The following is a 19,021-nucleotide window of genomic DNA, read 5'->3' on the forward strand; positions in this document are numbered from 1 at the left end:
AAATTATTCCTGCCTATTGGCATTTTCATTTTTTGCGCCAAGCGCTTCAGTGAGCGAAATTTCAGGTTGGTCGTCGCCTTTTGTCACAAGCGGCGCCTTGGCAATCGGAGCGACTGTCGCTGTCGGGCGTATCGCGCCTGGACGCGGTTCGCTGGTCGGTCCCTGACCTTTTCCGCGCTGGGTCTTCATCTCTTCAAGGCATTTTTGGCAATAAATCGGACGGCTCGGATCCAGCTGAATCGCAAGCTCCTGAATCGCGCCGCAGCGATTGCAGGTATATTTATAGCTTGGCTTATTTTTCTTTTTTGATGATTCAATAAAAGCCGTGCCGTCAACTTCTGACCTGATTTTTACTTGCTGGCCGCCTTCTTCACTTTCCGATACTTCGCTACCAGTCCAACGCAAAACCTTGTCTTGAATCACTTCTTTTTTTACCGCATAGCGTTCACGGGTGACTTTAATCACTCGTTCAGCCGAACCGGTGCGATTGGCAACCGGCGGCAAACCCGTGGCGCTGAAACCTTCGGAGGTGACGCCGTCAATCGCGAGTTTGAGATAAACATTCCACTTGTTTAAATTTACCAAATCCTGCGGCGTAAATTTAGGCATGAACTCGCTCTCGAAAGTATCTGCGTCGGCCGCGCCAATACGAAAAATAATCATGGTGCCCACATTACCAAAAACCGCTGCCTGAACCTCTTCGGAAAGCTGTTCAACATATTGATGGGCCATGATTAAGTTAAGATGATATTTCCTGGCCTCGGATAATATATTGGCAAAACTCTCGGTGGCGAAATTCTGAAATTCGTCAACATAAAGATAAAAATCGCGGCGGTCGTCTTCGGGCATATCCACCCGCTCCATTGCGGCGAGTTGGAATTTTGTAGTTAACAAACCGCCAAGCAATTTACTCGTTTCCTCGCCGATGCGGCCCTTGGAAAGGTTCATGATAAAAATTTTTCCCTCATCCATCACCTGCCGCGGATTGAATGATGATTTTACCTGCGCCACGATATTCCGGATGACCGAGGCGGATAAAAATTGGCCAACTTTATTTTGGATTGGTGAGATTGCCTCATTGCGGAATTTTGCTTCCCAACGACCGTACTCGTCAATCCAAAAAGTTTTGACAATTGGATCTTTAATTGAGCTCACTACGCGTTTTCGATATTCGTTATCGATTAGTATGCGGTTGATGCCGAGCAATGTGCTGCCCGGATATTCCAAAAGCGCGAGTAAACAATTATTCAGGATATATTCCATGCGAGGGCTCCAGACATCTGGCCAGATTTTTTTGAATACACCCATCATGCCATTGGCAATCAGATTGCGATGCTCCTCATCCACGGATTCAAGAACATTAAATCCAATGGGGAAATTTGAATCCGCAGGGTTAAAATAAATTACATCATTGATGCGATTGGGCGGAATAAAATCAATCAATTTTTCCGCCGTGTCGCCGTGCGGATCAACGATTGCCAATCCGTGTCCGGCGTAAATATCCGCGAGCATCATGTTCTCAAGCATGGTTGTTTTTCCCATGCCGGTTTTTCCAAGCAAATACATGTGCCGGCGCCGGTCGTCGGTTTTAATGCCAAAACGCTTCATGCGGTTGCGGTAATTGGTCGCCGCAAAAAGCGTTATTTCATTTTCGTGATCGTGGTCGTAGTTGATCATAAACTATTTTTCAAACGGCAAATTACCGGGCACGCCGGGCGGCAGCTCTTCAGCGATGACGGTCGGGGCTGGCTCTTCTTTAAAAATTTCCTTAGCCGCGGCCGGCTTATCGTACGGCAAATACATTGGCGGTTCACCTTTTTTGGCGTCCGTCTTTTTGACGAGCGGCGCCTTGACTTCAATGGCCGGGAAATGCCAGATTGAGGCCAGCTCTTCAGTATTCATTATATATGGACTCATTGGCGAGGTTGGATCGCGCTGGCGATAGGCGGCAATCAACCGGTTTCGTCGGTAATTCTGGCGCTGTTTTTTGAAAAACAGCATACTGCCGCTCACGCCGGTTTTTGATAACTCGGGTTTAAGCGCGTTCAGTGAAACCGAGTTAAATTGTTTAATTGCGCCGATCAGCGGATGCGCAACGTTTGTTTTCTTGTAAACCGGTTTTTTAGCGACATAGACGGCGCGTATTTTTGATTTATACCCGATCTTGCTTATCTTTCGCTCAATTGCCTTAACACGATCAACATCGCCTGGGGACAGATAAAGCATCTTACTTGGCAGGTCCTGCTTTTTATCTTTCTTGATCGGCTCTCCCGTGCCAAACACAGCCTCGGTCGTTATATCCAGAGCCTTGAACGGAATATCTAGGATTTTGTCCAAAGTTGATGGTTTTGATTCCATTTTCGCGCCGATCATTTTTTTGACCAGCTTATCTCCTGCCATTTTCCACGCCTTTTGTTCAATCGGAACAATCATGAGCTGGAACCAAACATGTTCGCCTGGCCCAACCAGGCTTAAATTTTCAAGCAGTGCCGAGAGGGGGTCTTTAAATTCCTGCGACAGGCCATGCTCAAATTCCGGGTAGGTTCTTAGCGGCCAAGATTCCGGCTTGACCATTACAAAATCACATCCCCACATTTCCCATTCCGGATCCGGAAAATGCTTGACCGGCACCAAATACGTATAATCCTCCACCTCGGTGATTTCCGCGTCCGGATATTGCGCGTAAATTGCTGCCTCAACTAAATTTCGGAATTTGGCGGGTGTGCGAATAAAATACTGGATATATCCCTCTATTGACGCGATTTCTAGACTAAACCATGGTTGAACGCTACCAAACCAGTATTGTTCACGGAGCGATGGTGAGCTGTGCGCGCCGGCCAAGTGGGCAAAGATATGCTCAACTGCCATTGGCGATTGGACATTATCCTTCGGTACGTCAATTGCAAGCAAAATATATTGGTGGGACTTGATGTCACGAATCTGCATCTTGTAGAGATAAACTTTGTAGGAGCCCCAGAGAAGAATAATTAAAATAGCTATCCATCCCCCGTGGATAAAGAAATACCAAAAAGCCTGCGGTCCGGACATGGCCAGGAGCTTGTTTATAAAAGCGTAATTCACTTCGATCGACATAATTTATATTAATTATAGCATATTTTGGGCAAACTGTGTATTTATCAACACAAAAACCTCCGGTAAGGAGGTTGTATTCGTTGTAAAATCAAATTTTAGGCTTTATTGCGCAATTTTTCCCACGTAACCAGAAGCGGGCTGGCGATGAATATTGACGAATAGGCGCCGGTGGCAATGCCGATAATCAGCACACCGGTAAAGTCCTTGATCGTCGCGCCGCCGAAGAAGTAAATCGAGATCAGGGCAAGCAGGGTTGTCAGGGTAGTATTGATTGAGCGGGCGAAGGTCTGATTGATGCTCCGGCCGACGAGCTCGTCAAAATCCCAGTCATTTCTGATTAAATTTTCGCGGACACGGTCAAATACCACGATGGTATCATTAATGGAATAACCCAGGATGGTAAGAATTGCGGCAACAAATGGCGCGTTGACTTCCACGTCAAAGAATTTTCCAAGAATCGCAAATACACCGATTGGAATGATTACATCATGAAAACCCGAGATGATTGTCAGAAGGCCGTATTTCCACGAAGAAATCGGTCGTGAAACCTTGCGAAACGTATATGCGACGTATAACACGATTGCGAACAACACGCCGACAATCGCATAGAGAGTTTTAACCCGCAATTCCTCGCCGATAATCGGACCAATGCTGTCGAAACGCAAAGACTCAACATTTCCATATTTATCGGTCAGTGTGTTTGCGACGGATTCTTTCTGCTCCGCGCTCAGGAACTGGAAACGCATCAGCAGGTCCTGGTCTCCGGCGGACTGGATGGTCATATTGCCGAGATTGAATTCGCCGATATCCTGGCGCACCTGGTCAGCCGTTGGCCGGTTGTTATCATTGAATCGAAATTCCGCCAGACTGCCGCCCGTGAAATCAATCCCCCAGTTCAGCTGCCACAGGGCAAATGAGACAATGCTTGCAATTACAATAACCGACGAGACGAGGTAAAAAATTCTTTTATGTTTCACGACCCACATATCACTCCTTGTCGGGTTTAGCGCCCAGGAGCCGCCAATTATTGCGCACCGGACCCCAGGCAATGACTAATTTCAAAATTAAGCGCGTAACGGTAATTGCGGAAAACATGCTGACAATAACGCCGATTCCTAGTGTTAAGGCGAAACCCTTAATTACGCTCGAGCTGAACCAGAAGAGCAAAGCGCAGGCGATGAGTGTCGTCAGATTGCCGTCACGGATTGATGTCCAGGCGCGTTTAAACGCTTCATCGACGCATGAACCAAGCGTCCGGCCGCTCTTGATTTCTTCCTTAAGCCGTTCAAAAATCAGAACATTTGCATCAACCGCCATGCCGAGGGACAGAATGAAGCCGGCTAAACCGGACAACGACAGTGTAACCGGAACAAGTTTAAAAAGCGCAAGCAATATAACGGCATAAAAAGCGAGCGAAAGCACGGAAATAAAACCCGGCAGGCGATAATAAATAATCATAAACAGCGCGACCAGCAAAAATCCGATTAATCCAGCGAACAGGCTCTTCTGCAATGATTCTGAACCGAGCGCCGGACCGACCGTCTGCTCGGAAACCAGTTCAATTGGCACCGGCAAAGCGCCGGCATTGAGGCGCTGGGCCAATAATTTCGCCTCATCTACGCTAAATCCGCCCTGAATTACGGCGCGTCCGTCGCGAATTGCCTCGTTGACCACCGGTATGCTAATCGGTTCGCCATCCAAGAAAATCGCGACTTCTTTACCGACATTGCGTTCGGTAATATCTTTAAAAAGGTCTTTTCCCTCGTCATTGAATTCCAGGGCGACCATGGGTTCATTGGTATTTTGATCAAATTGAACCTGCGAGCGCACCAGATGCTTGCCTGAAAGTCCGGTATTTTTCCACTCATCAGCCGCGGGAACAAAATCGGTTGCCGACTTTTTTTCAATAGCAATGACCGTGGGCCGGATTTCATCAACCGCGCGTTCAGACTTCTTATATATAAGATGATAACCAAAATCTGTCTCAACGACGTCGGAGATTGTGTTCACCGGCATGTTGAAAACCACATTCTCAAAATCCTCAACCATTTCTCCGCGGCTAAACCACCCAAGGTCCCCGGCGCTCTCGGACGCCCCGGGTTCAGTGGAATTCTCACGCGTTAAAATATCAAAATTGCCGACCGTTGCCTTGGCCTTGAGTTCCTGAATTTTGGCGAATGCCTCTTCCTTAGTGAGCGAGCTTTCACAATAAGGTGCGCCGGAATAACAAATCAAAAGATGGCTTGCCTGAACCTGCGATTCACCGGTTCTCTTCTCGTCCACTCTGGCAATATAAAGATATTGATCCGTGTTAATAATCGTATCAATCAACGTACCGGCATCGAATCTTAGTATGGCTTCATAGAGCTGTTGATATTCGCCCACTGGACCGATGAAATCTAGATTTCCGTCTTTTGCCTTGGAGGCCTGGTGTTCTGAATATTGTCGTGCCAAAGACGCCAAATCGTTTGGATTTTCCAAAACTTTTTTCAGAATTTCATTCGCCCGTTTTTGCGCATCGGCATTATAATCGTTCAAGGCCTTCGATTCCTCGGCCGTAAGCTCGCGCGGGGGTTCGGTGTTGGCTTCCTTGAATTCAAGAATCGGAGTCTCGCCAAGCATCTTAATGGCTTCGTTAATGTCGCTGATGCCGGCGAGCTCAACCACCACTCGGTATGAATCCCCTACCTTGGACGTCTGAACAACCGGTTCGGCAACGCCAAACGCGTTGACGCGCCGTTCAATCACATCGCGCACGCCCTGAAGCGCATCATCGCGCGAATCCTCTTCGATCTTGGCCATGTCAGCGATATAAACAAGGTGCGTACCGCCAACTAAATCCAATCCCAGCCGAAAAGGGATATTGAAGAAATGGGGCATGTTTACGGCCACCACATTATTAATGCTGTCAGCGATTTTACTCCAAACCGGCGGATAATCTAAAAACCCGGCTAAAATAAACAAAATTACGAGTACAAGTACCGTAATTTTAGTATAAATCCGTTTTGTCGGCTGCCTGCTTGTTGGCATAATTGTTGGGCTCATTATAAATCAAGCATGTATTTTTGACAAGATACCGTAAAAGTGGTTAGATAAACCTTTGGGAAAAGGAGGAAAAACATGCCGAGACCCATGGCCGAAACCGCGGCAATGTTCTTTTCGGAGTTCTACCGTATAAATGGCTTCCGTATTGAAGTACCCTATATCCTGACCCCCGCCGACGAGCTCCTACCCGACTTATACATCCAGATGCGTCTGAATGTGAATCAGTCGCTATTTTACCGGCCGCCCAGCTCAATTGCCGGCTTCCCGGACATGATGGACGCGTTCTCGGGCACCAAGTCCTGGACCGACTTCAGTATGGACATCTTCCGCGAAGCGGCCTGGGAGAACACGGAAAACGGCTACTGGTTCTGGGCCGACATCGGCTGGAGCAAGGATAAGATGCGTCGCGAAGCGCAGATACGCGAAGATGATAAAGCGAACCTACTGACACTGGAGGAATACATCATCTTCTACTACTCCTGCGTCAGCGCTCATCCGTTCGTCGGCCAGCCGGCGATGGAACTCGACAGGATTGATTCTTGGCTCAAAACAAAATGCCAGAATAATCTTGTTTCCGCACGTAGTGGTTGCATCATTACGTTCGGTCAAGATCAAACTGGCTATCTCCGACACTGCGCGCGCCACGGTTAGCGCCGCTCTTGTACTCACGCACCTCGCGTGAGTCATTTTTTTACCACAACGCGATATATAAAACAATCAAACCGGCGATGCAGCAGGTTACCCCGCCGCCCAAAAACCACTTGCCGATCCCCTCCTCGCTGATTAGAGAAAAAAACCAGATGAAAATCCCGGCGATGGCGAATAATGCGATTGAGATGATTAATGCGGCTAACATATACAACCATCTTATTCCCAAAAGCCGGGATTTGTCAAAGCTAGTCCTGCACCGGCAGATCGGCGTCCGGTCCGCCGAACGGAATGGCCTCGGTCCTGATCTGCACGGACTGTGCGGCAACACTGCCGTCGTTATTTGTCGTACCGTTTATCATGACATTCTTACCGACCTCCAAATCGGATTTGACGCCGTCAACGGTTTTGGCAACTTCCGTAGTTTCTGAAATATAAATAATTTTCGATCCGCCGTCGGCCATCTTTACGGTAATGCTTGTTTCATCGGCCTTGATTATTTCGCCGTTCACCATATTGGCGCGATTTAAATTTCCGCCGTTCTGGCGGGCTTGCGCGAATCGGGCGTTGTCTCCGCCCATGCCGAACTGTCCGCGCTTGGATTGCGCGTATTTCATACCGCCGAAAAATCCGCCGGCACCCGCCAGGATAATCAGAATCGAAAGTATTACGATAATATATTTTTTCATACACTCAAATATTAATTAATAAATTAATTTATATTACTCGTAGCGCAAGGCTTCGATCGGATTTAATTTTGCGGCGCGAGTTGCCGGATAATAACCAAAAATAATTCCGATTGCCGCCGAAACTCCGAATGCCAGCGCAACCGATGAACCGCTTACGCTTGTCGTAATTTGCGCGAAACTGGAAATCGCCAAAGCGGCAATCCATCCGACCAGTATCCCAATCACCCCGCCAAGAAAAGTGAGCATTAAAGCTTCGGCAAGAAACTGCCGGCTGATGTCATTCTTTCTTGCGCCGATGGCTTTTCGTAAACCGATCTCGCGCGTTCTTTCGGTTACGGTCGTAAGCATCATATTCATGATTCCGATTCCGCCGACAATCAGCGAAATACCGGCAATTGCCGCAAGAAGCGTCGTGAATGTTCCGGTAACCGAAGAGGCGGTGGAAACAATATCGGCCTGATTCATAATTTGGAAATCCGCCTGCGACGCGTCGGCGATTTTATGGCGTGAAAGCAGTAACGAACTAATCTGCGATTGAACCTGATCAATATAATCGGCGTTCTCGGTCTGGATACTGATGGTAGAAATATATGTATCTCCAAATAAATATCGCTGAGCCGTAGTAAGCGGCACGTATATCATGTCATCCTGATTGCTAAAGCCGGTTCCGCCGCGAGATTTAGTGACTCCGATCACCTTAAAATCAATATTATTAATCTTTATGGTTTGTCCGATCGCGTTCGTGGCGTTCTCCCCAAAAAGATCATCTCTCGTGCTTGGCCCCAATACCGCAACTTTTGATAAATTTTTTGTATTCTGTTCGGAAATAAAACTTCCAGTCTCAACAGCGACGTTGCGAACCTCGGAATACGATGCGTCGGTACCGATTATCTGCGTATTGGTATTGCTGGATTTGGCCGCAACCTGGTACCTTCTGGATGAGTCGGCCGCGACGTTATTAATGCCAGAAACGCTTGATTTGATGGCTTCGGCATCGCCGAGAGTCAATGTCTGCGCGCTGCCGCGTCCGGAACTCGGACCGGCGCCCATTGTGCGCTGCGAACCCGGCATGATCATTATCAAATTGGATCCGATTGATTGAATACTTGATTCAATTGATTTTTGTGAGCCCTGGCCGACGGAAATCATGGCAATCACCGATCCGATGCCGATAACAATGCCCAAAATAGTCAGGGCTGACCTTGCCTTGTTTGATTTTACCGCCAAGACGGTCTCATTGTATAAATCAGCAAATCTCATTCAACAAAAAATTTAAATAATCATGCCGTCGCGAATTCGTATTACCCGATCGGCAATGCTTGCAACCTCATTCTCATGAGTAATTAATACAACCGTATGGCCAAGCCGCTGATTTAAATCCTTAAAAGTATTTAAAACTATTTCTCCGGTGCGCGTATCCAAATTTCCGGTCGGCTCATCGGCCAAAATAATTGGCGGATTATTAACAAGCGCGCGGGCAATCGCCACTCTCTGCATCTGGCCTCCGGATAGCTGGTTGGAAAGATGCGTCCAAAATTCTTTATCCAGTCCGGCCGCGATCAAAGCCTTCTTCGCTTCTTCTTCGCGATCCTCGGGAAACACTTTGTCGGAATAAATCAGCGGGAGCATCACGTTCCTGATCACGGTCGCGCGTGGCAATAAATTAAATGACTGAAAAACAAAACCGATTTTATTTTTTCTGATATCCGCGAGTTCATCGTCCGAGAGCTCGGCCACATCCTGTCCGTCCAGAATATATTTTCCGCTTGTCGCGACATCCAGGGCGCCGATAATATTCATGATGGTAGATTTTCCCGATCCCGACGGACCCATAATCGCAACAAATTCGCCTTTATTAATTTTAAAATTAATATCTTTTAAAACTTGCGTCTCAATATTTCCGGTGGAATAAATTTTATTAAGATTCTGACATTCAATCATACTATCTGATCATTGCTTCGGCTCCGCCGAATGCCGACATGCCGCTTGCGCTTCTTGCTCCTGCGGACGCGGAATTATCCGACATGGTTGAAACAACGATAAATTCGCCCTGGCTCAAGCCGCTTGTTATCTCGGTATTGGTATCGTCGACCAGTCCCACGGTTATTGCTTTTTGCTGCGGCAAATTCTTGGTTGCGATCACGCCGGCGGACGAGCTCGCCGCTCCGGTATCGATCACTTCTACATAATTCTGGCCGGATTGGTCCGATTTAACCGCGGCATTCGGCACCACAAGCACGTCCATGCGCGCGTCCGACACGATATCGGCAGAAACGCTCATCTGCGACTTGATGCGCTCATCCTGCATGTCAAAAGTAATTTTAACTGAATAACTGACCACGCCCTGGCTCACGGTTCCGATGCTGTCTATTTCCTCCACCACGCCGGTGATTGTCAGTTCGTCAATCGCGCTGAAGGTCAGCGTGACTTTTTGCGCGACATGAACCCTGGCGGCGTCAACTTCATTCAATGAAACAACCGCGGTCTGAGCCGGGCTGATAATCGTTAGCAATGGCGCCGAGGGTGAAGCGGAATCCCCCACGGCCTGAGATACGGTGGCAACGATTCCGTCAAATGGCGCGCGCACATGGGCATAATCCAGCGCTCCAACGGCCTTGTCGTATGTTTTCTGCGCCTGCTCAACCTGAATGCGCGTTGGCGCAACGTCAACCTCGCGCGGCGGCGCGATATTCGCATTATATTGCGCCTGGGCGTTCTCTAAAGACATTTTCTTAGAGACAACATCCGATTCGGCGGAATCAAGAGACTCCTTAATATCAAGCAAACTTTGCTCGTAAGTGCTCTGGGCGGATGTAAAATTGTTTTCGGCCGACTGTAAAGCGGATTCAGCATCAACCTGATTGTTCCCGCCGCTAATCAAAAACGCCGTGTAATCCAAATTGGCATTGGTTATATTTTGTGTGGCGGTTTGCATACTCGCCATTGCCGAAAGCATTGCTGATTCATACGATGAAGCCGATGACCGGTAGCTATCGAGCGTGTTCTGTGTAAGACTTGTTGCGGAAACCGTATTGATCAACACCATATAAACATCATGCGAAAGCTGGTGCATTGCCCGCAACGCATCAGGAGCCTGATTCAATAAATTTTCTATTGCCGTATGATCATCCCAATCGGTTGTTTCATAACTATTTTGAAAATCATCAAACTGGCTCTTTGCCGCGTTATAAGAATTATTCGCATCAGTCAGAGTCTGGGAATCAAGCGCGCCCAAAAGATAAGCATAAGGACGGTCGCTGCTTGAATAATCGTTAAACCCAAGGATGCCGTCCGCGAGCATAATCGCGGAACGCATCTGCGATAATGTGCCGGCAAGCGCAGTGCGCGCGTTAATATATGCATTATCCAGATTTTGCTTGCTTTGATTATCTTCAACATCCTGATTCGCGAGCGATTCATTATACGCGCGTTGCGCGCTTTCATAACTCAATTTTGAATTTTCATATTGAATTTCCGCGCGCTTTGTATTTCCATCCATGGCGGCCTTGGTATCTTCAAGCGTATCCAGGGAATTCTGATAAGCAATCCTGGCGGATTCCAATGAATTATTGTAAGAAATCATCTCGTCCGCAGTCGGTCCGGCAAGCTTGGCGCCAAGATTGGCCTGCGCGATCTTTAATGAATCCATGGCCGTATCAACGCTGCCTTCCAAGTCAGCCGGATCGAGCTCGGCCAAAATATCGCCGGCTTTAACCGCTTGTCCGGCCTTGACATTAAGCGCCGTAATTACCGCGGATGCCTTTGGCAAAACATCGACTTGGCTTACGGAATAAACCTGTCCACTGCCCGATACGATGGAGATCACGGATGATTTTTCTACGGCCGCCAATGCATAGTTCGTCAAACCGGCCCCGGCGTCTTGAGAGGAAAAATAATAATAAACACCGCCGACTAGGCCGGCCGTGATTATGATGCAAAATATTTTATGCCTGAAAAAAAATCTAAACGGATTTTTTTTCTTTTTGGTGATAATTTGTTCGTCCATAGTCAATAATACGCTTAATTAATCCCCGGTCTTCATCTTAGGGCATGGGCGGCAATCTCGGTTCAAGACGTCGAAAAAATCCCTGCCCCGGCTCCATCGGCATGATTGCCGAGGCGTTGAATACATGGTCCGGCAATTCCTTGCCAAGGAATAGCGCCGGCATGCCGGTTTTAACGCGCGAATGATCTTCAATATCATGTGTAATAACCATCCACATATCACGCTTTAAATCCATTATTGTCATCCGGTCCGGTTCAATGGAAGTAATTAATCCGGAAAGCCGGCCTTCATCCGGACTTGACCAAACGCGAAGATGCGGATTCATGACGCGATCATAAAACGGCGCTTTCCTGCCAAGAAAGTTATCAATCTTTGGGCTAAATCCCATGAAATTAAAAAATATTCCAATCATTACACTCAAAAAAAGTACGCCGAACAATACTGTCGGCATTGATAATCGATACCCCTTTTTCGTATGTCTGAAATTGAAATAGACCGCCAAGGTAAAAATAATCAACAGCAGAATCCAAAAAAGCGGAATGCCGGCCAGAATAAATTTCATGACGCCGTAATCAATACGGCGATAAATTTCCCAGCCGCTAAATCTGGACATAAATATAACTAAGCTCACAAAAACGCCGCCAATCAAAAGACAAGCAATCGCGCTCACCCAAAGCGCATAATCCTTGAGTATGAATTGCCATCGCGGCTTGGGCGTCAGCTTACTGTCTTTGATTGCACCCAGAACCTCTTGATCAAAATTATTATTCATCATATTTATAAATTAATATTCATTTTACGCAAAGCATCGCGAAATTCTTTTTTGGCTTTATCCAGCATTGAGCCGACTGTTCCAACCGGTTTTTTAATAATGTCAGATATCTCCTGATAACTTTTATCCTCAATGAATTTGAGGACCAATATATCGCGAAATTTCTCTTTCAGGCCGCCGAGCACAATGCTTACTTTATCCTTCAGGAGCTGCCGATCGGCGCTTTTTTGCATGTCCAAGCCGGAAATCAATCGGTTGATAAGCTCGTCATCTAACGGCATGGAATAACCTTCGGGCCGGGCCAAGGTTTTTCGATGCCGGCTGATAACCTCATGGCGCGCGATTGAATAAAGCCAGGACGAAAACTTGAGATCCGGGTCATAGCCGTTTAAATTCAGATAGGTCTTTAGAAATACTTCCTGCAGAACGTCCTCGGCATCTTCGTCGCATATATTAGTAATACGCTTTATGTAGGAGAATATCTTCAGTTTATATCGTTGAACGATATATAAAAAATAATCCTGGTCCCCCAGGGTTAATTCCACCAGCTCCTGATCCGTCTTTTTTTCAATGTCGCCAGGATTTATGTTCACACATTATACTAATACGCAGTAAATAAATTATTCTTCATTTTGTCTTCTTGACCAAATTCGTGAATTATTCTATATTTTAATTATCGACCTGAGTGTAGTTCCCGAGTTGCCTCGGGGGCGAACAACGAGGCGCCGATGGGGCGCCTACAAGAGCCGCTTGGCTCAGAGACTCAGTCCCGCTTCCAGCCGACCTTGGCTGGATTTTTTAAATTAATTTATGTTTCTCCAGAACGATTTGCCCGTAGGCACGTTCCGCTTCTATTCTATCAATTCCGAATTTTTGCAGATGAATAACAACCTTCTCAATCTTTTTGTAGTTGCCGACAAATCCGGAAATATTCTCCTCCAAGCCGACAAACGTGTAAATTCTGTTCCACACCAGTTTACGTTTCATGAATTTATCAACTGAATGTTTTGTGATTTGCCAGATCTCGCCATCAATCCCGAACCGGCAATATAACCACAGCTGCAGAAAGTGAAAAACATCCTCATATTCTTCAGCCATGCCGGCACGACTGAATTTCACCATCTCAATGGCGAGTTCCTTGATTTCAGAAAGTATGTTCCTGAAAGTAATTTTTCCGCCGTCGGTGTATTCTTTTACGTATTGGCTGATTTTCATAAATTAACTGAAATTATTCGCCATTATGGAATAATTTTATGCACTCTTCTCGCATAAAGTCCTGTACCCACTCAATCTTTTCGGTCGATTTTCTGAAAATTTCGCGGCAAGGAATATGTATGGTGCGCCATAAATAACTATGATTTGCGTGCTTCTTGCGGTAGTCTTTCATATCCTGATATCTCGCCCCATAGACAACCCCCTTCAATCTTGCCCAAACGATTACGCTGGCGCACATCGGGCACGGTTCATGGGTCGCGTACAGAATGCAGTCTTCAAGATGACGGCTTTTCAGAATCTTGCTGGCTTTCATGATTGCCAGAGTTTCCGCATGCGCAATCGGACTTTCGTCTCGCTTGCTGCGATTACTGCAGATTGCCAAAATTTTATTTCCTTTTACCAAAACCGCACCGACGCCATAGTCGCCTCTTTGGCGCGCCTTTTCAGCTTCATTTATCGCCAATTGCATGAATTTTTTAATTGGCCTGATCATATCTTATTTATATGCATCATTTGTTCGTCTTTTAGAAAGATGCAGAAAAGACAAGGCCGGATCGCAGTAATGCCGGCCCTTGCTTATTTTTCCATTTCTCATCTCAAGAACGATTACCAGCGGCGTTCGGTATACTTTCCTCGTTTTTGGATCCGGATAACTTTCAACCATTTCAATCATAACCACATTTTTTCCTTCGGCGATATTTTTAATATCATACTTCCTCCCACGAATAGGATAAACATCCTCCAGTTCGCTTTTGATATTTTTACGAGTATGCGGAAACAGTACTCCTTTTTTATTCTTATACATCCAGGTCATCAAGTAATTCTTTGCGAGTTTCTTCATCGCCGAAGCGACATCACCCCCAATTTCATCCCGCAAAATCTCGAGAACGATTTGTATATTTTTACTCTTTTTCATATTTTTATCTATGACTCTTCCAAAATAATCTTATTCTTGAATGCGCCTCGCTCCTCAACCTTTTTCTTTCTTACTGCTTCAACACCTTCTTTGCTAAAATTTTTATATTCGCACATCGCATCAATCACTTCCTGGATGTCTGCCATTTCTTCAATAACCTCGTTCTCGGAAAATTCTTTGATCTCCTCCAGCAATTTTTCTTTCAGCTTCAGCCAATACTCTTTATCATCCGCGACATGGATGACTGGCACACCGCCTTTACTTTTGATATATTCGGGTATTTTATCCCGAACAAGTTTGTCGTATTTCATATTTTATATATATCTCAAAGGTACTTCTTCTACTTCCTCGTCCTACAGCATAGAAATAATTAATTTAGAATACTCGGAAATTTCGGGGAGATCGTTGACTTTAAACCACCCAACTTTGGCTATTTCATTCAAATCGATATTCACCTCTTTACTTTTACTTTTCCCCGCAAAAACAATTACTGTATCTCTCTTAAATTCTTTATTTGATCTGTATATTCCAATTTTATATAATTCTTGAACCACTATTCCAACCTCTTCCAAAACCTCTCGCTTGACAGCTTGTTCGGGCGTTTCATTCCTGCCTACTCCACCTCCGGGGAACATCCATTTTTTCCAACCGCCATAGCTGTTTTTAATCATTAATATTTCACCTCCATTCGAAATCACGCACTTCACGCCCAATGTCTTCGGTCTAACTACGAACCAATAGGTTATTGCTAAAAAATGCTTGATTCCGCTTCCCATGGCACTTTTTGAATTTATTCCCGCTTCCGCAGGAGTTTGAACTTAATTATTTTCACAACAGTATCCCAATTAACTTTGTTTCCATAGTACTTTCTATATGTTTCCAGCATTTTTTCTTTGCTGGCAAATCTTTCATGCCCCTCAAAATCCTTTTCCTCGATTTCTTTCAATCTTTTCTCACAAACTTCTATAATTTCCGCATCGGCAAACTTTTCTTTCGTTTCCCAATACAGTAATTCTACCTTGTCACCAACTTTCAAATCCTTATCGTCAAATAAACGCCACGTGACAGTTTTTCTGCCCGCGATAATCTCCTCCGCTAGATGATGTCTGAATTTGAGTGTCTTCATAGATTCATCTGCCGTAATACTACTCCACGGGACTAAACCGTGGAATTTTCTTACCATCTACTTCGACCTCTTCCAAAAACATTTTCAACGGTCGTACCCAAATCTGTCCTTCTCCATAAAATGCTCGATACACAACTAATTCTTCGAGTGTTTCGCTGTGTTTAGCAACACCGATCACTTCATATTCCTTCCCTTTGTAGTGCCTGTATTTTCCTAATTTAAGCATATTATTTGCCGTGGCACTTTTTATATTTCTTCCCTGACCCGCAGGGGCACGGATCGTTTCGCCCGACTTTTTCTTCGGCTGAAGCGCGGAGAGCGGCCGGTGAACCGGCGGCTGAAGATTTAGACGGACCAACCAAGCGGGCGCCGGCTCTTTGCATGATTGACGGCGCGAGCTGCATTGATTCGCTCACCTTAAAAATCGTATAAACAATCTGCTTCTGAATCATGGTCAGAAGTTCATTGAACATTTTAAATGTCTCATGCTTGTATTCAACCAGCGGATCGCGCTGGCCGTAGCCGCGTAGGCCGATTCCGGCGCGCAAATGATCCACGGCTTCAAGATGTTCAACCCAGAGCGAGTCCATTGACCGGATAATCACACCCTTGATGACATTGCGCACGGTTTCCGGATTATTAATTTTCCCGGCAGTTTTTTCAAATTCGGCGCGCGCCAAATCCATAATATATGCGATGATTTTCTCGCGTGCCGCCGGCAGATCGGCTTTTCCGTGGACTTCGAGCTCAAAATCTTCGAGCTTGCGCCGCAAATCCGCGGGCACCGGAAAAATAGTTGAACAAACCTCATAAATTTCTTCAATATTCCAGTCGCGCATGTCTTCACCGGCCGTGTGGAATAACACGACCTGCTCAATTTCGCTTTCAATGTATTCAAACATTTTGGTTTTAAGAGCGTCGGCCGGCGCACTTCCCTGCCGCATCTCCAAATCCAACTGAAGAATCTCGCGGCGCTTGCGGTAAATCACCTCGCGATGCTTATTCAAAACATCGTCATACTCCAGGAGATGTTTGCGGATGTCAAAATTGTTGCCCTCAACGCGGCGCTGTGCCGATTCAATTGATTTGGAAACCATGCGGTTTTCAATGGGCACGTCATCCGGCACCCGCAATGTCTCCATGAGCGATTTCATCCGGTCGCCGGCAAAAATGCGCATCAAATCGTCTTCCATGGATACGTAAAACTGCGATGCGCCCGGATCGCCCTGGCGCCCGCTGCGTCCGCGGAGCTGGTTGTCAATGCGACGGGATTCATGCCGCTCGGTGCCGAGCACCAGGAGACCGCCGGCGGCTTTTACGCGTTCCGCGTCCTCCGGAGCCGCCGGGTTGCCGCCAAGGATAATATCAACGCCGCGTCCGGCCATATTGGTCGCGATGGTTACCGCGCCCGGCCGTCCGGCCTGAGCGATAATCTCGGCTTCTTTTTCATGGTTCTTGGCATTTAATAAATTGAATGGTATGCCCTCGCGCGACAGCATCTCGCCCAGAAGTTCGTTTTTTTCAATGGAAATCGTGCCCACGAGCACCGGCTGTCCGGCATGGTGGCGTTCTTTTATTTCTTTGATCACGGCGGTGAATTTCGCGATTTCGTTTTTATAAATCCGGTCAGACATGTCATTCCTCAGCATGGGCTTGTTCGTCGGAACCAGCGTAACCTCAAGATTATAAATCTTGGCAAATTCCTCGGCTTCGGTTACGGCCGTGCCGGTCATGCCCGACAATTTTTTATACAAACGGAAATAATTCTGAAATGTCACGGTTGCGAGAGTCATGGATTCGCGCTGGACCTCGACGCCTTCCTTGGCCTCAATGGCCTGATGCAAACCCTCGCTGTAGCGCCGTCCGAACATCAGCCGTCCGGTAAATTCATCAACAATGATAATCTCGCCTTCCTTTACCACGTAGTCGCGGTCGCGTTTGAACAGGGCGTGCGCGCGCAACGCCTGTTCAACATGATGCACCATGCTGATGCCGCCCTCGGTATAAATATTATCCATTCCCAGATCGGTTTCAACTTTCTTGATGCCTTCTTCGGTGAGAGTCACGGCGCGCATTTTCTCGTCAATGTTGTAATCCTCATTCTCGCGCAGCTTAACAACGATTTTGGCGAACTGCGCGTAAAGCATGCCCGATTCTTCGGCCGGCGCGGAAATAATAAGCGGCGTGCGGGCTTCATCAATCAAAATACTGTCAACCTCGTCAACGATGGCGAAATTCAGCTCGCGCTGGACCGCTTCTTCGGCGCGCGGAACCATATTGTCGCGGAGATAATCAAAACCGAATTCATTGTTGGTGCCGTAGACAATATCCGCCGCGTAAGCCTCGCGCCGGGAAACCGGCCGCAGATAATCCGCCGCCACCTTGAAACTTCCGAGCGCGTCGCGTTCTTTATCCGCCTGGTCCGCGCCCTTAAAGCTCGGATCGTAGATAAACGCGCTTTCATGCTGGATGCTCGCCACCGTGAGGCCGAGAAAATTATAAATTTGTCCCATCCAGACCGCGTCGCGCTTGGCAAGATAATCATTGACCGTCACGACATGCACACCGTGTCCGGTGAGCGCGTTCAGATAAATCGGACAGGTCGCGGTCAAGGTCTTGCCTTCGCCGGTTCTCATTTCCGCGATCTGGCCGCGGTGCAAAACAATGCCGCCCAGGAGCTGAACGTCAAAATGGCGCTGGCCGAGCGTGCGGCGGGCCGCCTCGCGCGCGAGAGCGAAAGCCTCGGGCAGAAGAATATCCAAATCTTCGGCCTTCTGGGCGCGTCCGCGCAATTCCAAACTGCGCGACTTGATTTCACTGTCGCTCAATTTCTTAATCCCCTGTTCAAGCGCGTTGATTTCCTGTACCCCCGGCATCATCTTATTAATGACGCGCTGATTCGGATCGCCAAAAATTTTAGTGATTATGGACATGCGGTTTGATAATTTATCCTAACCGATACATATAATAAAAAATTTTTTTTAATTTAGGATATCTTGTTTTTAATTTCGTTTCTTCGGCAAATTCTATACGTTCAAGCCAAATGTTGCCGCCCACAGTTTCCGGCAGTTTGAGGCCTTCGGCGGATCGGAGGCCGTCAAGGTGAAGATCTCCACTCACGGTTTCCGGCAGTTTGAGGCCTTCAGCGGATTTAAGACCACCAAGCCAAATGGTGCCGCCCACGGTTTCCGGCAGTTTGAGGCCTTCAGCGGATTTAAGACCATCAAGGGCAAGATAACCATTCACGGTTTCCGGCAGTTTGAGGCCTTCAGCGGATTTAAGACCACGAAGGGCAAGACCACCACTCACGGTTTCCGGCAGTTTGAGGCCTTCAGCGGATTTAAGACCACTAAGGTCAAGGCTACCATTCACGGTTTCCGGCAGTTTGAGGCCTTCAGCGGATATAAGACCACGAAGATCAAGGCTACCACTCACGGTTTCCGGCAGTTTGAGGCCTTCAGCGGATATAAGACCACCAAGCCAAATGGTGTCGCCCACGGTTTCCGGCAGT

At 47.0% G+C, this 19,021-nt stretch carries 21 protein-coding genes; 1 reads left to right on the top strand and 20 read right to left on the bottom strand.

Annotated features, from left to right (window positions below; all coding sequences use genetic code 11):
• Positions 1 to 3: 3 nt before the first annotated feature.
• From PHW53_03585 to secD, 4 genes are all read right to left on the bottom strand, one after another.
• Positions 4 to 1,677: a type IV secretion system DNA-binding domain-containing protein gene (locus PHW53_03585; GenBank protein ID MDD4995516.1), complete on the bottom strand. Its 1,674-nt coding sequence runs from the start codon at positions 1,675 to 1,677 to the stop codon at positions 4 to 6.
• A 3-nt stretch (positions 1,678 to 1,680) separates the two neighbouring features.
• Entirely contained in the window at positions 1,681 to 3,093 is a 1,413-nt protein-coding gene (locus PHW53_03590; protein MDD4995517.1) for a hypothetical protein, read from the bottom strand.
• A gap of 95 nt (positions 3,094 to 3,188) precedes the next feature.
• Positions 3,189 to 4,079, bottom strand: a complete 891-nt coding sequence (secF, locus tag PHW53_03595; GenBank protein ID MDD4995518.1) for a protein translocase subunit SecF — start codon at positions 4,077 to 4,079, stop codon at positions 3,189 to 3,191.
• Position 4,080: 1 nt separating this feature from the next.
• A complete protein-coding gene (secD, locus tag PHW53_03600; GenBank protein ID MDD4995519.1) occupies positions 4,081 to 6,123 on the bottom strand; it encodes a protein translocase subunit SecD in 2,043 nt (680 codons plus the stop codon).
• Between the two features lie 90 nt (positions 6,124 to 6,213).
• Here secD and PHW53_03605 point away from each other — a divergent pair, with 90 nt between their 5' ends.
• Positions 6,214 to 6,789: a hypothetical protein gene (locus PHW53_03605; protein MDD4995520.1), complete on the top strand. Its 576-nt coding sequence runs from the start codon at positions 6,214 to 6,216 to the stop codon at positions 6,787 to 6,789.
• Positions 6,790 to 6,829: 40 nt separating this feature from the next.
• On the opposite strand, the gene PHW53_03610 is transcribed toward PHW53_03605, so the two are convergent.
• From PHW53_03610 to PHW53_03685, 16 genes are all read right to left on the bottom strand, one after another.
• Positions 6,830 to 6,994 (bottom strand): hypothetical protein, encoded by a 165-nt coding sequence (locus PHW53_03610; protein MDD4995521.1) that lies wholly within the window; start codon positions 6,992 to 6,994, stop codon positions 6,830 to 6,832.
• Between the two features lie 40 nt (positions 6,995 to 7,034).
• The gene (locus tag PHW53_03615; GenBank protein ID MDD4995522.1) at positions 7,035 to 7,475 is read right to left on the bottom strand and encodes a hypothetical protein; all 441 of its coding nucleotides are present in this window, start codon (positions 7,473 to 7,475) and stop codon (positions 7,035 to 7,037) included.
• A 33-nt stretch (positions 7,476 to 7,508) separates the two neighbouring features.
• Positions 7,509 to 8,735 carry an ABC transporter permease gene (locus PHW53_03620; protein MDD4995523.1) on the bottom strand — a complete coding sequence of 409 codons (1,227 nt, stop codon included), beginning with the start codon at positions 8,733 to 8,735 and terminating at the stop codon, positions 7,509 to 7,511.
• 12 nt (positions 8,736 to 8,747) lie between these two features.
• Entirely contained in the window at positions 8,748 to 9,416 is a 669-nt protein-coding gene (locus tag PHW53_03625) for an ABC transporter ATP-binding protein (GenBank protein ID MDD4995524.1), read from the bottom strand.
• Between the two features lies 1 nt (position 9,417).
• A complete protein-coding gene (locus PHW53_03630) occupies positions 9,418 to 11,481 on the bottom strand; it encodes an HlyD family efflux transporter periplasmic adaptor subunit (GenBank protein MDD4995525.1) in 2,064 nt (687 codons plus the stop codon).
• 37 nt (positions 11,482 to 11,518) lie between these two features.
• Positions 11,519 to 12,256 carry a hypothetical protein gene (locus tag PHW53_03635; GenBank protein MDD4995526.1) on the bottom strand — a complete coding sequence of 246 codons (738 nt, stop codon included), beginning with the start codon at positions 12,254 to 12,256 and terminating at the stop codon, positions 11,519 to 11,521.
• A gap of 2 nt (positions 12,257 to 12,258) precedes the next feature.
• Positions 12,259 to 12,846 (bottom strand): sigma-70 family RNA polymerase sigma factor, encoded by a 588-nt coding sequence (locus PHW53_03640; protein ID MDD4995527.1) that lies wholly within the window; start codon positions 12,844 to 12,846, stop codon positions 12,259 to 12,261.
• 205 nt (positions 12,847 to 13,051) lie between these two features.
• On the bottom strand, positions 13,052 to 13,468 hold the full coding sequence (locus PHW53_03645) for a hypothetical protein (protein MDD4995528.1): 417 nt from the start codon (positions 13,466 to 13,468) through the stop codon (positions 13,052 to 13,054).
• 13 nt (positions 13,469 to 13,481) lie between these two features.
• Complete coding sequence (locus PHW53_03650) at positions 13,482 to 13,961, bottom strand: nucleoside deaminase (protein MDD4995529.1); 480 nt, start codon at positions 13,959 to 13,961, stop codon at positions 13,482 to 13,484.
• 3 nt (positions 13,962 to 13,964) lie between these two features.
• Entirely contained in the window at positions 13,965 to 14,384 is a 420-nt protein-coding gene (locus PHW53_03655) for a hypothetical protein (protein ID MDD4995530.1), read from the bottom strand.
• Between the two features lie 8 nt (positions 14,385 to 14,392).
• Complete coding sequence (locus PHW53_03660; protein MDD4995531.1) at positions 14,393 to 14,695, bottom strand: nucleoside triphosphate pyrophosphohydrolase; 303 nt, start codon at positions 14,693 to 14,695, stop codon at positions 14,393 to 14,395.
• 42 nt (positions 14,696 to 14,737) lie between these two features.
• Positions 14,738 to 15,160 (bottom strand): NUDIX domain-containing protein, encoded by a 423-nt coding sequence (locus PHW53_03665; GenBank protein ID MDD4995532.1) that lies wholly within the window; start codon positions 15,158 to 15,160, stop codon positions 14,738 to 14,740.
• 14 nt (positions 15,161 to 15,174) lie between these two features.
• Positions 15,175 to 15,510, bottom strand: coding sequence for an ASCH domain-containing protein (locus PHW53_03670; GenBank protein ID MDD4995533.1), 336 nt, complete (start codon positions 15,508 to 15,510; stop codon positions 15,175 to 15,177).
• A gap of 19 nt (positions 15,511 to 15,529) precedes the next feature.
• Entirely contained in the window at positions 15,530 to 15,736 is a 207-nt protein-coding gene (locus tag PHW53_03675; protein ID MDD4995534.1) for a DUF1653 domain-containing protein, read from the bottom strand.
• Between the two features lies 1 nt (position 15,737).
• On the bottom strand, positions 15,738 to 18,443 hold the full coding sequence (secA, locus tag PHW53_03680; GenBank protein ID MDD4995535.1) for a preprotein translocase subunit SecA: 2,706 nt from the start codon (positions 18,441 to 18,443) through the stop codon (positions 15,738 to 15,740).
• A 13-nt stretch (positions 18,444 to 18,456) separates the two neighbouring features.
• Positions 18,457 to 19,021, bottom strand: a 565-nt coding sequence (locus tag PHW53_03685; GenBank protein MDD4995536.1) for a hypothetical protein, incomplete at its 5' end; no start/stop codon positions are given.

The organism is Patescibacteria group bacterium (assembly GCA_028710985.1).
Lineage (GTDB): Bacteria > Patescibacteriota > Patescibacteriia > JAHJFT01 > JAHJFT01 > JAQTTB01.

Bases quoted from the DNA above. Each gene is read 5' to 3' on its own strand.
- PHW53_03675 (MDD4995534.1), bottom strand. From the start codon at position 15,736: ATGCTTAAATTAGGAAAATACAGGCACTACAAAGGGAAGGAATATGAA.
- PHW53_03665 (MDD4995532.1), bottom strand. From the start codon at position 15,160: ATGGGAAGCGGAATCAAGCATTTTTTAGCAATAACCTATTGGTTCGTA.
- PHW53_03670 (MDD4995533.1), bottom strand. From the start codon at position 15,510: ATGAAGACACTCAAATTCAGACATCATCTAGCGGAGGAGATTATCGCG.
- PHW53_03625 (MDD4995524.1), bottom strand. From the start codon at position 9,416: ATGATTGAATGTCAGAATCTTAATAAAATTTATTCCACCGGAAATATT.
- secA (MDD4995535.1), bottom strand. From the start codon at position 18,443: ATGTCCATAATCACTAAAATTTTTGGCGATCCGAATCAGCGCGTCATT.
- PHW53_03630 (MDD4995525.1), bottom strand. From the start codon at position 11,481: ATGGACGAACAAATTATCACCAAAAAGAAAAAAAATCCGTTTAGATTT.
- PHW53_03585 (MDD4995516.1), bottom strand. From the start codon at position 1,677: ATGATCAACTACGACCACGATCACGAAAATGAAATAACGCTTTTTGCG.
- PHW53_03635 (MDD4995526.1), bottom strand. From the start codon at position 12,256: ATGATGAATAATAATTTTGATCAAGAGGTTCTGGGTGCAATCAAAGAC.
- PHW53_03610 (MDD4995521.1), bottom strand. From the start codon at position 6,994: ATGTTAGCCGCATTAATCATCTCAATCGCATTATTCGCCATCGCCGGG.
- PHW53_03660 (MDD4995531.1), bottom strand. From the start codon at position 14,695: ATGAAATACGACAAACTTGTTCGGGATAAAATACCCGAATATATCAAA.
- PHW53_03605 (MDD4995520.1), top strand. From the start codon at position 6,214: ATGCCGAGACCCATGGCCGAAACCGCGGCAATGTTCTTTTCGGAGTTC.
- PHW53_03620 (MDD4995523.1), bottom strand. From the start codon at position 8,735: ATGAGATTTGCTGATTTATACAATGAGACCGTCTTGGCGGTAAAATCA.
- secF (MDD4995518.1), bottom strand. From the start codon at position 4,079: ATGTGGGTCGTGAAACATAAAAGAATTTTTTACCTCGTCTCGTCGGTT.
- PHW53_03645 (MDD4995528.1), bottom strand. From the start codon at position 13,468: ATGAAAATCAGCCAATACGTAAAAGAATACACCGACGGCGGAAAAATT.
- PHW53_03650 (MDD4995529.1), bottom strand. From the start codon at position 13,961: ATGATCAGGCCAATTAAAAAATTCATGCAATTGGCGATAAATGAAGCT.
- PHW53_03615 (MDD4995522.1), bottom strand. From the start codon at position 7,475: ATGAAAAAATATATTATCGTAATACTTTCGATTCTGATTATCCTGGCG.
- PHW53_03590 (MDD4995517.1), bottom strand. From the start codon at position 3,093: ATGTCGATCGAAGTGAATTACGCTTTTATAAACAAGCTCCTGGCCATG.
- secD (MDD4995519.1), bottom strand. From the start codon at position 6,123: ATGCCAACAAGCAGGCAGCCGACAAAACGGATTTATACTAAAATTACG.
- PHW53_03655 (MDD4995530.1), bottom strand. From the start codon at position 14,384: ATGAAAAAGAGTAAAAATATACAAATCGTTCTCGAGATTTTGCGGGAT.